Source organism: Glutamicibacter sp. NPDC087831 (genome assembly GCF_044742845.1).
Classification (GTDB): Bacteria; Actinomycetota; Actinomycetes; order Actinomycetales; family Micrococcaceae; genus Glutamicibacter.
Genome location: NZ_JBIUVH010000001.1, coordinates 806,646 through 819,917 on the forward strand (window position 1 = coordinate 806,646; position 13,272 = coordinate 819,917).

General features: G+C 56.7%; 12 protein-coding genes and 1 tRNA gene. 8 read left to right on the forward strand and 5 right to left on the reverse strand.

Annotated features, from left to right (window positions below; genetic code table 11):
- The first annotated feature begins 8 nt into the window (after positions 1–8).
- Positions 9–458, forward strand: coding sequence for a single-stranded DNA-binding protein (locus tag ACIOJF_RS04005; protein ID WP_105659229.1), 450 nt, complete (start codon positions 9–11; stop codon positions 456–458).
- 113 nt (positions 459–571) lie between these two features.
- Complete coding sequence (gene ettA / locus ACIOJF_RS04010) at positions 572–2,254, forward strand: energy-dependent translational throttle protein EttA (protein ID WP_105661447.1); 1,683 nt, start codon at positions 572–574, stop codon at positions 2,252–2,254.
- A 68-nt stretch (positions 2,255–2,322) separates the two neighbouring features.
- On the opposite strand, the gene ACIOJF_RS04015 is transcribed toward ettA, so the two are convergent.
- Positions 2,323–2,829 (reverse strand): flavin reductase family protein, encoded by a 507-nt coding sequence (locus ACIOJF_RS04015; RefSeq protein WP_181149006.1) that lies wholly within the window; start codon positions 2,827–2,829, stop codon positions 2,323–2,325.
- 132 nt (positions 2,830–2,961) lie between these two features.
- Between ACIOJF_RS04015 and soxR the strand changes: the two genes are divergently transcribed.
- A complete protein-coding gene (gene soxR, locus ACIOJF_RS04020) occupies positions 2,962–3,468 on the forward strand; it encodes a redox-sensitive transcriptional activator SoxR (RefSeq protein WP_105659195.1) in 507 nt (168 codons plus the stop codon).
- Between the two features lie 109 nt (positions 3,469–3,577).
- A complete protein-coding gene (locus ACIOJF_RS04025; RefSeq protein WP_105659196.1) occupies positions 3,578–5,314 on the forward strand; it encodes an MOSC domain-containing protein in 1,737 nt (578 codons plus the stop codon).
- Between the two features lie 31 nt (positions 5,315–5,345).
- On the opposite strand, the gene ACIOJF_RS04030 is transcribed toward ACIOJF_RS04025, so the two are convergent.
- Positions 5,346–6,239, reverse strand: a complete 894-nt coding sequence (locus ACIOJF_RS04030) for an acyl-CoA thioesterase II (RefSeq protein WP_105659197.1) — start codon at positions 6,237–6,239, stop codon at positions 5,346–5,348.
- A gap of 173 nt (positions 6,240–6,412) precedes the next feature.
- Between ACIOJF_RS04030 and ACIOJF_RS04035 the strand changes: the two genes are divergently transcribed.
- The gene (locus tag ACIOJF_RS04035) at positions 6,413–7,072 is read left to right on the forward strand and encodes a hypothetical protein (RefSeq protein ID WP_105659198.1); all 660 of its coding nucleotides are present in this window, start codon (positions 6,413–6,415) and stop codon (positions 7,070–7,072) included.
- 56 nt (positions 7,073–7,128) lie between these two features.
- Here ACIOJF_RS04035 and ACIOJF_RS04040 read toward each other — a convergent pair whose 3' ends face one another.
- From ACIOJF_RS04040 to pepN, 3 genes are all read right to left on the reverse strand, one after another.
- Complete coding sequence (locus ACIOJF_RS04040; RefSeq protein WP_105659199.1) at positions 7,129–7,647, reverse strand: globin; 519 nt, start codon at positions 7,645–7,647, stop codon at positions 7,129–7,131.
- A gap of 12 nt (positions 7,648–7,659) precedes the next feature.
- Positions 7,660–8,136 (reverse strand): OsmC family protein, encoded by a 477-nt coding sequence (locus ACIOJF_RS04045; RefSeq protein ID WP_105659200.1) that lies wholly within the window; start codon positions 8,134–8,136, stop codon positions 7,660–7,662.
- An 81-nt stretch (positions 8,137–8,217) separates the two neighbouring features.
- On the reverse strand, positions 8,218–10,773 hold the full coding sequence (gene pepN, locus ACIOJF_RS04050; protein ID WP_105659201.1) for an aminopeptidase N: 2,556 nt from the start codon (positions 10,771–10,773) through the stop codon (positions 8,218–8,220).
- 289 nt (positions 10,774–11,062) lie between these two features.
- On the opposite strand from pepN, the gene ACIOJF_RS04055 reads away from it, so the two are divergent.
- From ACIOJF_RS04055 to ACIOJF_RS04065, 3 genes are all read left to right on the forward strand, one after another.
- Entirely contained in the window at positions 11,063–11,536 is a 474-nt protein-coding gene (locus ACIOJF_RS04055; protein ID WP_105659202.1) for a ribose-5-phosphate isomerase, read from the forward strand.
- A 2-nt stretch (positions 11,537–11,538) separates the two neighbouring features.
- Entirely contained in the window at positions 11,539–12,507 is a 969-nt protein-coding gene (locus ACIOJF_RS04060; protein WP_105659203.1) for an Fpg/Nei family DNA glycosylase, read from the forward strand.
- Between the two features lie 186 nt (positions 12,508–12,693).
- Positions 12,694–12,767 (forward strand) — tRNA-Gly (locus ACIOJF_RS04065).
- The last annotated feature ends 505 nt before the right edge of the window (positions 12,768–13,272 follow it).

Genomic DNA, 13,272 nt, shown 5'->3' on the forward strand with positions numbered 1-13,272 from the left:
GCAGTCCAATGAGCGATCTTGTGACAATCCGCGGAATTGTCGGAACGGAACCTCAACTCAGCATTACGCCCAAGGGCGTTTCTATCTTGAAATTCCGAGTAGCGACGCATGAGCGAAAACGCGATCTTGAAACAGGGCAGTGGGTCGACGGGCCGACCAATTGGTATGCGGTTTCGGCGTTCCGTGCCCTGGGAGAGAATTCCATGGAATCCCTGGGGCAAGGCGACCATGTAATGATTTTCGGAAAGTTGCAGATCCGAGAATTCGAACGAGCAGATGGCTCGCGAGGGAATAGCGCAGATATCGAGGCTTATTCAATTGGTCACGATCTGCGTTTTGGAACGAGTTCCTTCAACCGTGTACGGACAGATACCGGCGAAATGGAGCGTGTGCAGCACCCGTCACGTTCGTCCGACACTGAAGCGAGCTGGCAAAGCGAGGATGGGGAAGCGGCCTGAAGACGCGTGTTCTGGTGGTGTTTGAGGGTTTCGTGTGAATCCGGGCACCACCAACCCAAAATAGTGGTGTGTGGATTCGGAAATGACCCCCGCAACAGACTAGCCTTAAGAACATGGCGGAATTCATTTACACGATGACCAAGGCTCGCAAGGCCGTTGGCGACAAAGTCATCCTTGACAATGTCAGCATGTCGTTCTTCCCCGGTGCCAAAATTGGCGTCGTGGGACCCAACGGTGCTGGTAAGTCAACGATCCTAAAGATCATGGCGGGGATCGATACTCCCTCCAACGGTGAAGCGCGTCTTTCACCGGGCTACTCGGTAGGCATCCTGCTGCAGGAACCCCCACTGAATGAAGAAAAGACCGTCCTGGGCAACGTCCAGGAAGGTGTTGGCGAGATCTATGAAAAGATCACTCGCTTCAACGAAATCTCGGAAGAGATGGCACAGGACGGTGCCGACTTCGACACGCTCCTGGAAGAAATGGGCAAGCTGCAGGAAGCGATTGACGCTGCCGACGCTTGGGACATTGACAATCAGCTCGAACAGGCAATGGACGCGCTGCGCTGCCCACCAGGCGACGAGAAAGTTACCCACCTCTCCGGTGGTGAACGTCGACGTGTAGCACTGTGCAAGCTTCTCCTGCAGAAGCCGGACTTGCTGCTGCTCGATGAGCCTACTAACCACTTGGACGCAGAGTCCGTACTGTGGCTGGAACAGCACCTGGCATCTTACCCGGGCGCCGTGCTGGCCGTAACCCACGACCGCTACTTCCTGGACCATGTCGCCGAATGGATCTGTGAAGTTGACCGCGGTCGCCTGCACCCATACGAGGGCAACTACTCCACTTACCTGGAGAAGAAGCGCGAGCGCATGGAAGTTCAGGGCAAGAAAGACCAGAAGCTTGCTAAGCGTCTGGCAGAAGAACTCGAGTGGGTTCGTTCGAACGCCAAGGGCCGTCAGACTAAGTCGAAGGCTCGTCTGGCGCGCTACGAGGAAATGGCTGCGGAAGCCGAGCGCACCCGCAAGCTGGACTTCGAAGAAATCCAGATTCCGCCAGGCCCGCGCCTGGGCCAGCTGGTAATCGAAGCCGAAAACTTGAAGAAGGGATTCGGCGATCGTGTATTGATCGATGGTCTGTCCTTCTCGCTACCGCGCAACGGCATCGTGGGTGTCATTGGTCCCAACGGCGTCGGCAAGTCGACCCTGTTCAAGACCATCGTTGGCATGGAAGAGCTTGACGGTGGCACCCTGAAGGTCGGCGACACGGTCAAGATTTCCTATGTCGACCAGAATCGCGAAAATATCGACCCAGAGAAGTCGTTGTGGGAGGTCGTTTCTGACGGCCTCGATTACATCAACGTCGGTCAAGTTGAGATGCCATCGCGTGCCTACGTTTCGGCGTTCGGGTTCAAGGGCCCAGACCAGCAGAAGAAGGCAGGTGTTCTCTCCGGTGGTGAGCGCAACCGTCTGAACCTGGCACTGACCCTCAAGCAGGGTGGCAACCTGTTGCTGCTCGATGAGCCTACTAACGACTTGGACGTTGAAACCCTGTCGTCGTTGGAAAACGCGCTGCTTGAGTTCCCGGGTTGCGCTGTAGTGGTCTCCCACGACCGTTGGTTCCTGGACCGAGTCGCGACCCACATCTTGTCGTACGAGGGCACTGAGGAGAACCCATCGAACTGGTACTGGTTCGAAGGCAACTTCGACTCTTACGAGAGCAACAAGGTTGAACGATTGGGTGCCGACGCGGCTAAGCCGCACCGTGTTACCCACCGTCGCCTGACCCGCGACTAATCCACGGGCATGAAAATAGCCGCCACATTTGTGGCGGCTATTTTTATGCCGCAGGAGGCATCGTTCAATTAGCTCGTCGTCGAATCGGCACGCAATCCGGACAATTTCAGATACTCGCGATCCTGGTAAAGCAGGTGTTGCTGTTGCGCATGCCCGAAGAGTACCGCATGGACTTCAGCAGCAATCAGGCGGGAGCCTCCAACGCTGATGGAGGAGTGGATACTGGCGCGGAAAGCAACGGGAGCCTCGATGAAATGTGGCTCGCCGGTGGGCAAGACCCGGAAATGTTGATCGCTGGTAAATCGTGGGGCACCCGGGCGCGCGAAATTATTTGCCAGCTCGTGCTGGTCTTCGCCGAGCATATGGATCAAGAAACTCGGTGCTGCTAGCACAGCGCCGGCAGCGCCGGATTCTTTGGCCAGCGAGAACGAAACGGCAACGGGATCAATGGAAAGTGAAGCGAGGGAAGAGATAGTTAAACCGTAGAATGCCCCGTCGACCGCTGCAGTAATCACTGCTACTCCAGCAGGATGGTGACGGAAGGCTGTACGGAATCCATCTGATAATTCGCTCACTGAGCCGCTCCTTTGCCTGGAGTTGGAATAAAACTCCAGTAACTGATGCAAAAGCCCGAGCTTTTGCCAACAACTTTGAATACTTCCACCCTAAGACCTCAAGTAAACTTGAGGTCAAGGAAAGGGGTGGTGATGCTTCACACAGCGGAATCTGGGGATTGCGAAAAAAATTTTCCCGGGCGTGAGCTGCTAAGCATCGGGCAGGTTAGCGAACGCACTGGTGTGGCCAGATCTGCACTGCATTATTACGAAGATATTGGGCTGATCGTTTCCATGCGGACAGCGGGGAATCAGCGACGCTATCCTCGCCACTTGCTGCGTCGTATCTCGTTGATCAGTGTCGGCAGTAAGTTGGGCATCCCACTCAGCGACATCAAGCGTGCTTTGGCACCAGTGCCGATGGGAAAAATCCCCGAGGAAAGAGACTGGCTTCGCGCGACAGAGGAATGGAAGAAAGTACTCGAAGCGAGGCGGCGTGCCATCGAGGAATTAGAAGATCGGCTTATGGGATGCATTGGATGCGGCTGCCTGTCGATGCAGGCCTGCAGCCTCCTGAATCCGGAAGACCAATTGGCGCGTGAAGGTGTGGGCGCGCGGCGATTGGAAGCACCCGCAGATGCCGGGGAGCAGTCCATGTAGCCGGAGGGGCAGAACATTACCTGTTTTGAAATTCCGATATCCTCTGGCGCCTTCGATTGGCGCCGCCTGGAACTCCCGTACTGAACTCGGCACTTACTAGAATGTAATCATGAAAATTGCTCAAATATATCGCTTTCCTGTTAAAGGGCTACCAGGCGAAGCAGTCAGTTCGGTCGCAGCCAAAAAGGGAAGCGGGCTAGAGGGCGATCGCTGTGTCGCCTTCGGAAACGGCACAATTGAGCACCAAGACGGGCAGTGGCAGAGCTGCCTAAGCTTCACTATTCTCAAGAACAACAAGAGCCTGCAAAAGTGGCAAGTTGAATCCAGTTTTCCACTTATCACCATGACCGCGCCAGCATCTACAGGTGCGGCACCATTGACCTTTGATGCCAGTAGCCATCATGGCAGGGATGCCGCCAGCGCCTATCTGTCGAATCACTTGCCGGCGCAGGGGCCAAAACCGCGAAGATTGGTGTCTGCACCGCAAGGAATGTTCGATTCGCGACTGTCGGGCATTTCGATTATTAACCCCAATACGGTTGCGGAGCTGTCGCGAGTATCCGGGGTGCACTTGGATCCCCGGCGGTATCGAGGCAACCTTGTGGTGGAAGGCCTGCCCGCATACTCGGAATATGGGCTTATTGGCAAAGTGCTGCGCATAGGCGAAACCCGTATTGCCATTACCAAATCAATCGCCCGTTGCTCAGCAACCTCGGTAAATCCGGATACTACCGAAGTCGATACCAACGGACCCCGTTTGCTGGCAACGCACTTTGGCCACGTTCACTGTGGCATTTATGGAACCGTTCTGGAATCCGGGGTCTTGGAGACTGGCGCCTCAATTGAAATAGAAAACGAAGCAACAGAAGCCGAAGAACTGGTTCCAGTGAAGATCTCTCCACGGTTCATGACCATACTTCGAAACGAGGACTTGGGCTCAGGAGTAGTCGAACTGCTGCTTCACGATCCTTACGGATGGATTAAGTCTGAGTATGAACCGGGCATGCATCTAAGGGTTCACTTGCCAGATCCGCTGTGGAGAAATTACACCATCACCTCGGTGAGCGACCGGGGCATTAGTATCGCCGTTCGCATCCAAGGTGAAGCTTCAGCGAAAATAGCACAGCTGCAGGAGGACGAGCAACTTCTTGTCTCAGGGCCGTACGGTGTGCTGACCTCGGCTAATGTACTAGGCTCCAGCACTGCCATCGTCAGCGCTGGAATTGGCATCACTCCTGCTTTGGGGCTGCTCGGGGATGCTGCAGCGGTGAATGGCAGCCAAGATCTGAGGTTCATCCATGTCGAACGTGGCGGAGCCAGTGCCTTGTACTGCCGGCTGGAACAGATGGCTGCCGGGCTGAAGGCGCCAATCAGCTTGGATCGCATCGACACCTCCGAGGGGCGGCCAGCGGCTGCTGCGATCGCAGCACGACTACGCGGTTGCAGCAGGGTGGTGGTGTGCGGGCCTGAAGAGTTCACCAAGATGGTATTCGAGGCGTGCGAGCAAGCGGGAATTTCTGCTTCGCAGATTTACAGCGAAACCTTCGCATCACCAGCGACCGATCTGGAACGCCTTTTTGAGAACTATCCGCCCGCAGAAGTCTCTTGTCGTGGGAGCGAAAAGAATTTCACCTGGAGTGCGGAGAATGGAGTGTTGCTTGATGCGCTGGAAGAGCAAGGGCTTGAACCGGCTAGTCTTTGCCGCTCGGGTTCTTGCGGCGAATGCGCCGTTAGCCTGCTCAGGGGCAGGATTTCCTACCCGTTGGAGCCGAGCGCCCGCGTAGCACCGGGCCAGATCCTCGCCTGTATGGCCGTACCAGCAGGCGATATTGAACTGGACGCATGAACCACGCGGGCGGTGCGCTATCGATTGAGGGCTAGTGCCCCTCTGCGAACTCAGGCAGGCGGATCATGCCTTCCTGGGCGACGGTCGCGACGAGCTCGCCTGCCTTGTTGTAGAACTTTCCCGCACCAAGTCCGCGGGCCGACGAGGCCGATGGCGAATGAAGTACGTAGAGCAGCCATTCATCGACTCGGAAATCCCGGTGCCACCACATTGCGTGATCGAGGCTGGCGATGCTCAAGCCGCGATGTACCCATGGCACTCCATGGGCTCGCAGGGCAGGCTCAAGTAGCATGTAGTCGCTCGCGTAAGCCAAGGCAGCTCGGTGCAGGGCGGGCTCATTGGGCATTGCCGAGGTGGTGCGCAGCCAAACCGCACTATCGGCAAGCTTGGCCGAATTTCCTGGAAGGTAGATCGGTTCCGAAACATGCCGGACGTCGAAAGGCCGTTCGAAAGCCCATTCCTTTGCCACTGGATGGTCCAGGTGCCCCACGAGATCTGCGGTAGTCGGAAGCGACTCGGGATCCGGGATTCCGGCAGGCATTGGATCATGGTGTTCGAGGCCGTTTGCCGGTTCCTGGAATGAGGTGATCATTGACAGGATCGGTTCGCCATTTTGGTAGGCGTGCACTCGACGTGCGGAAAATGAGCGGCCATCGCGCAGGCGCTGTACGCCGAAAGTGATGTTCTGGTTCGGGTCTCCCGGACGCAGGAAGTAACCGTGCAGGGAATGGATCGCACGGGTCGCTTCAACTGTACGCGTGGCGGCCATGATCGATTGGGCCAGAACCTGCCCGCCAAAGACGCGAGGTCGAGTCTGCCCAGGGGTATGGCCGATGAAGATATCCTCATCCGTGCGCGCCTGGTCTTCTCCATCCAGATTCAACAGATCCAGCAGGATCTGGGTGGTGCCTAGGTCTTCGGTCACTGTGCGGGCTCCTTGGAATGCGATAGCGGAACAAAACCAAATTTAATGCTACTCGAAAGTAATATTTTCAGTTGAGATTCGGGCTCATAGGAAAACTATACGTTTCACGGAGCAGCATCACGCCATGAGCAAAGTCGCCACGCGTAGTTGCCGCTCCGTGAGACGATAAATATATGGCTAGTGATGCGGTGATTTTCGACGACAGTAATTCAGTAAGCGACTTAGCGAACTTTATTAGCCGGGCGAAAACAATTGAAGATGATGCGGCCCAATTCGTCGCTCGAAATATGGCCTTGGCTGTCTATGTACCTGTTTTGGTCCCTTCCGACCTCGGTCAAGGCGGCTATACCATCCTCGGAATGCGAGTTCATCGCTTGGCGCAGCCTGCAGATCTCAAGGCCAGCTATTCCTTGGCATCGATCCAGGATCGCCTTGCTCGCATGGGGGAGTCAACCGTCGACTTCGCGCTCCCACCGGTTGAAGAGAACCCTAAATGGGCTGGGATCTCCGTGCCGGTCTCAGGCTGGGAAGATGCAGGAGCCGTAGCGAACGACATGCTAACTTCCTCAGCTCAAAACGGCATCGACGCCGTCGCCCAAGCATTGCCGGAAAACCCGGGATTGCCTGTGCTTGTGCAGATACGGCAGCGAATTTGGGCTGCGGATGTGCAAGGAGAAGATTTGAAGATTCCTATGGGCTCCGCATTTGCCATGCATGCCTTGGGTTTCCTGGCGCCTGGCGGGCAAAGCCGAGTACTCCGCAATGGCAGTTGGACTCGACTGAGTAACGAGCGAGGGCATGTCCTTGTCCGCAAAGCCTCTTTGCTCGGCTAAGCAGTAATAAGGATATGGACTAGAACTCGCCCGTGGCGGTTCTAGTCCATAAATTCTTAGAGCAGATTCCGGTGTTCATCCGGAGTGTTCAGCAACGAGTGAGCCGCACGCTCGAAGTAGTCCCGAAGGGTTTCGGCCTGCAGCATTGGCAGCTCTAGCTGGTCGATAGCCTTGTTCATATGGCCCAGCCAGACATCACGGTAGTGGCCGTTCACCGGGTAATTTGCATGACGCATGCGGAGCCGAGGGTGGCCACGATGCTCGGAGAACGTTGTCGGACCACCCCAGTATTGTTCCAGGAACAGCTGGAGGCGAACTTGGGCAGCCCGAAGCTCCTTCTCTGGATACATCCGACGGAAATCCTCGTCTTCGGCAACGGAACTGTAGAAATTCTTGGTCAGCTGAGCGAAAATCTCGCGACCGCCAACCTCTGCGTAGAAGGTACCGGGATAGTTGGCAACGTCGATCGGCGTTTCGGCGGCATCCAAGAATTCTTGGCTGGATCGGCCTAGAACCAGGGGATTGCTGAAGGGATCCTTTTTCGGGTCATGTGCAAGTGGCAGGTTTTCAGTCATTCGTAAAAATCCTCAGGAGGAGCTAGGGGATACCGGCTCGTGGAGAACCGGGAAGTTGACGGACCGGGCGATGAAGCAAACCTTGTTCGCCTGGGAGTGGAGCGAATCGGCAAGTTCTCGTTGGGATTCATCGGCAAGGTAAACGACGGGCCGCAAGATGGCTTGGGTGAATTCACCGCTGTTATCCCGATTGAGACGCAGTGTTCCAGAAGCATCGTCCGTATAACCCGTGATATTCACGCCGTGGGTAACTGCTACATGCAGAAACGAGAGCATGTGGCATTGGCTCAGGGCAGCAAGCAGGAGTTGTTCTGGATTCCAGCGATCGCGATCCCCATGGAATGTTGGATCCGCGGTGCCCGGCAAATCTGGCAAGCCCGATGCGCGCAATACATGGTCCCGGCCGTAGCTGCGGTAGCTTTCCGTTCCGGTTCCACGATTGCCTGTCCATTCGAGCCCTACCCGATATTCATGTTGCGAGAGGTCCATAGGTCTATTCTCCCACTTTTAACCGAAAGGTGGCGGCGGCTTCCGCATTGAGCAGAAGCCGCCGCCACCATCCGAGCGACCCTAGATTTCTAGTGCCTCGGCGTCCGCCCGACGCGCAGCGAGAGCCCGGACCACGTCGGCACGCGATTCCACCAGCAGACGGCGCATCGCCGCGTGCTTGGATCCCAGGGATTCCAGGAATGCATCCGTCTGGTCCAAAGTTTCCTGCGAGACGTTGGAGCTGGGGTAGAAGCCGATCACAATCTGCTTGGCCATCTCATGCGAGTAGGATTCCCACGCGTTGACGAGCAGCCCGAAGTAGTCCTCGGCGTATCCGGAGATCAACGCGTTCTGGTGCACGTTGTTGAAACCGGAAATGACGGCGCTTTGCTGATCGTTGGACAAGGTAGCAGCGGTTGCCGCCCCGAATGCCTCTGCCTTTGCTTCTGCAGTTGGGCGGGAAGCTCGCGCGGTGTACCACGACGCCTTGCCCTTGGCCGTGTCGTCGCTGGCCAGAACTGCGTCGAGATCAGCATCGCTCAGGTAGCCGCCGGCACTCAGCGCGATTGCGAAGGACCAGCGCAAATCGGTGTCAACGGCCAGGCCTGGCAAGCTTGCCGAGCCGTCGAACAAGTTCCTGACGCGATCCAACTGGGCGGCGGCGCGCGAGCGGTGCGCGAAGGCCTTGACGAACTGCAGCTGCGCGTCGGAGCCTGCTTCAGCATTGGAAGCCAGCTGCCACAGCTGGTCGGCAGCCTGCACCGAAAGTTCTTCGCTGCGTTCTGCAGCAACAAAAAGATCCAGCGAGGTGTTCAGCTGGCGCAACAGCACCATGATCACCGTGGAATCCACCTCGTGGCCAATATTGTTCAGCAGCAACTGGACGTAGGTGCTTGCAGGGGCTTCGGCATCACGTACAGAGTCCCACGCGGCTGACCAAACAAGAGTGCGCGGCAGCGACTCCTGGAAGTCCTTCAGATGCTCGGTGGCAGTCGCCAAGGAAACTTCATCCAGGCGGATCTTCGCGTAGGTCAGGTCATCGTCATTGAGCAGAACCAAATCCGGGCGCTTCATGCCGGCCAGCGCGGGAACGAAGGTGAGCTCGCCATCGATATCAAGTTCTTCGCGGTGCACGCGCTGCAGCGTTCCGGCCTCATCGAGCGAGTAGAAGCCAACAGCAAGTCGGTGCTGGCGCAAAGTCGGGAACTGGGCAACGGCGGACTGGCGAATGGCAAAGGACGTAATAGCACCGTCATTGCCGGTTTCAATTTCGGCTTTGAGGGTGTTCACACCAGCGGTTTCCAGCCAGGATGCGCCCCAGCCGCTGAGATCGCGGCCGCTGGCGGCTTCCAGTTCCTTGAGCAGGTCTGGCAGCTCGGTGTTCTTCCAGGCATGCTTGGCGAAGTACTCGCGTACGCCAGCCATGAATTCTTCCTGGCCTACGAAAGCTACCAGCTGGCGCAGAACGCTGGCCCCCTTGGCATAGGTGATTCCATCGAAGTTGACCTCTACGTCTTCAAGGTCATTGATCTCCGCGACAATGGGGTGGGTGGAAGGCAACTGGTCCTGGCGGTAGGCCCAGTTCTTCTCCAACGTATTGAAGGTGGTCCAAGCGCTGGTGAACTCGGTGTTCTGCGCGGCCGCCAGAGTGGACATGAATTCTGCGAAGGACTCATTGAGCCACAGATCGTTCCACCACTTCATGGTGACCAGGTCACCGAACCACATGTGTGCCAGCTCATGCAGGATGGTGATCGCGCGGCGCTCAATCATGGCACCGGTTGGACGGGAACGGAAGATGTATTCCTCGAGGAAGGTCACCGCTCCAGCGTTTTCCATGGCGCCTGCGTTGAATTCGGGAACGAACAACTGATCGTACTTCTCGAATGGGTATGGGGTGCCGAAGTTCTTCTCGTAGAATTCGAAACCCTGACGGGTCACGGTGACGATGTTCTCGACGTCCAGGTACTGCATCATGGATGCGCGGGCGAAGACACCCAGCTCGATGGTGCGGCCGCTGGAGGAAACCAGCGAATCGCGGGCGACCTGGTAGGGGCCTGCGATCAGGGCAGTGATGTAGCACGAGATCCGCTGGGTTGGGGCAAAGGCCCAAGTTGCTGAATTCCCGTTTTCCTCTGGCGCAGGAGTCGGGGCGTTGGAAACAACGTTCCAGTATTTTGGCGCGGTGACCGAGAACTGGAAGGTGGCCTTCAAATCAGGCTGCTCGAAGACGGCGAACATGCGCCGGCAGTCCGCGACCTCGAACTGGGTGTACAAGTAGACTTCCTGGTCCACTGGGTCTACGAATCGATGCAGGCCTTCGCCGGTGTTCATGTACAGCGCGTCCGCGTCGATCACGAGTAGGTTTTCTGCGGCGAGGTTCGGCAACTGGATACGGATGCCATCTGAATGCTGCGCTGGGTCCAGCTCGACGCCATTGAGATTGATGGAGCGTACCGAGTCGGTGACTGCATCAATGAATGTCGAAGCGCCGGCGGTGGCGGAGAACCGCACCGTAGTCTTGGAAGTGAAGACGCGCTCACCGCGAGTAAGATCCAGGCTTACCTCATAGCTGTCAACGTTGAGCAGATTTGCGCGTTCGCTGGCCTCGGCGCGAGTGAGGTTCATTCCTGGCATGGGTTCTCCAATTCTTGGCGATGGCTATCCACCGGTGGAAGTTGTGAAATGAATATTGAATATCTGTCTATTGTGTCACCTTTGACCGGGCATTGCGCAAGTCATCGGGCCGAACAATTTACTCAATTTTCCAATAGCGTCCCGAAATTGCACGCTTTGGGACGCCTCGGAGACTTATTCGGTTCATACTCCGTGATGCGCAGCTGAGAAGTAGCCGGAGCGCGTGCCGCGGTCGCTATCCTAGATAGGAAAGTAAAAGAACCCTCCCTAGTAAATGAGGCAATCGACTATGCGCGTGCATATCGCTACTGACCATGCAGGACTTGAGCTCAGCGACTACCTGGTAAAGCACCTGACCGCCAAGGGCTACGAAATGGTCAACCACGGCCCGAAGTCCTATGACCCGGAGGATGATTACCCGGCATTCTGCATCAACGCGGCACAAGCTGTTGTTGATGACCAGCGCGCGGGCGTGGACGCACTGGGTATCGTCTTGGGCGGCTCCGGCAACGGCGAACAAATTGCTGCCAACAAGGTCGAAGGGATTCGCGCCGCACTGGCGTGGAACATGGATACCGCGAAATTGGCCCGTGAGCACAACAACGCCAACGTCATAGCCGTTGGCGGGCGCCAGCACTCAGTAGAAGAAGCTGCGGAACTTATCGAGGCCTTCCTCGCTGAACCATTTAGCGAAGCGGAGCGCCACGTACGCCGCATCGGCAAGATCGCCACGTATGAAACGACCGGCGAGGTCATCGACTAGTCGTGCCTGAAGGTCATTCCCTTCACCGACTTGCCCGCCAGTTCGACGATGTCTTTGGCGGGCAAACGGTCCTGGTTACTTCTCCGCAGGGCCGTTTCAGCTCCGATGCCGCGCGCATCGACGGCCATCAGCTGGAACAGGCCTTTGCCAAGGGCAAGCAGCTCTTCTGCCGCTTTTCCAACGATCTCTATCTGCGAGTGCATCTGGGGCTCTATGGCGCGTTCAATTTCGGGGGAGACAGCTACTTTACGGGTGCTTCCTCGATTGGCGCCCCTCGGAAGATTGGTGAAATCGAAGCCAGTGCCAGTACGGATGCTGAGAAGTACACCGGCCCGCCCGCACCGGTAGGAGCAGTTAGAGCGCGGATCGTTTCCGAACACGGCTGGGCTGATTTGCGCGGGCCAACTGCATGCGAGGTTCTGGAATACGAACAGGTCCAGATTCATCTGGATAAGCTCGGCCCGGATCCATTGATTGGGTCCGCAGTGCGTTTCAGGGCAGCCAAAGGCCAGGCTGATTTAGCGGACGCAGATATTCGGCTTGAAGCGGGCTTCAAGGAATTCCGGGCGAACCTGATGAAGACCAAGACAGCCATTGGCATCGTGCTCATGAACCAGGCGCTCATTTCTGGTGTCGGCAATATCTACCGAGCGGAAGCCCTATTCCGGAATCGAATCGCTCCGGAATTGCCGGCGAATGAACTTAGTGCTCAAAAGGCCAAATCACTTTGGTGGGACATCGTATCGGTAATGGAAGACGGCGTTCGCGATGGCAAGATCATCACTACCTTGCCCGAAGACCGCGACCCACAGGGCGTGGTTTGGCCCGATAACGCGTACTACGTTTATCAGCGGCAGGGAATGGGGTGCCGGAAATGTTCGGCGCAGATTTCCCTGGCCGAAATCGCGGCTCGCAAGCTGTACTGGTGCCCTCGTTGCCAGAAGCTTCCGCGCAAACATGTGAAGGCATAAGCTGCAGATTCGTCGATGGGACGAGCGGAGTTCTTTTCGTTCAGGCTCGTCGGCGTGTTTTGCTAACCATCACCGTACGGCAGTGATAAGGGAGAGGTGCCAAGTGAGACATGGAATCCCCGATTTGCAAAGCAAGAGTTTTATGGTCTAGACTGAATCTTGTTCGAAGCGCAGAAGCTTCGAAATGGGGATGTAGCTTAGTGGTAAAGCCTTAGTCTTCCAAACTAATGATGCGGGTTCGATTCCCGTCATCCCCTCCAAATGAAAAGGTCTCGCCGTGCGGGGCCTTTTCGCGCATCTGGACGAAGGCCGCTCTTTTCCTGGCCTCCTCTGCGTAGTGCAGCCATTTCGGGTCACTGCAGAAATGAGGCTCCGATAATGTTTGCGGCTTCCATTTTTTTCTGCTCCTGGACGTCAAATCGCATTCTTATGCATCGGCGGGGAGCGTTTTTCCCAGGCCCCTTCACTTCGTCAGCGGCGGAGAAGAGTCGTCGCCGAACGTCGCTAATTGATTCGATGAGCCTCGCGTTCCGGGGTGCAGCTTCGGGAATTGGCGATTTCCCGCTTTCAAATATGCCAAACTCGCACCCTCCTCACGCCTGCCTGGGAGCTGTTGGCATGGCGTCAGGTTTGCAAGCGTGACGCTTGGTTTCGACCGGGGTTCAGTCCAGCAGCCACGGATTATGTGCCGGGTCGCCGAGCAAAGCAACAGTCGCTGCTTGAACACCTGGAAAAAATAATCGGCCGCATCTGGGTCCCAGTCAA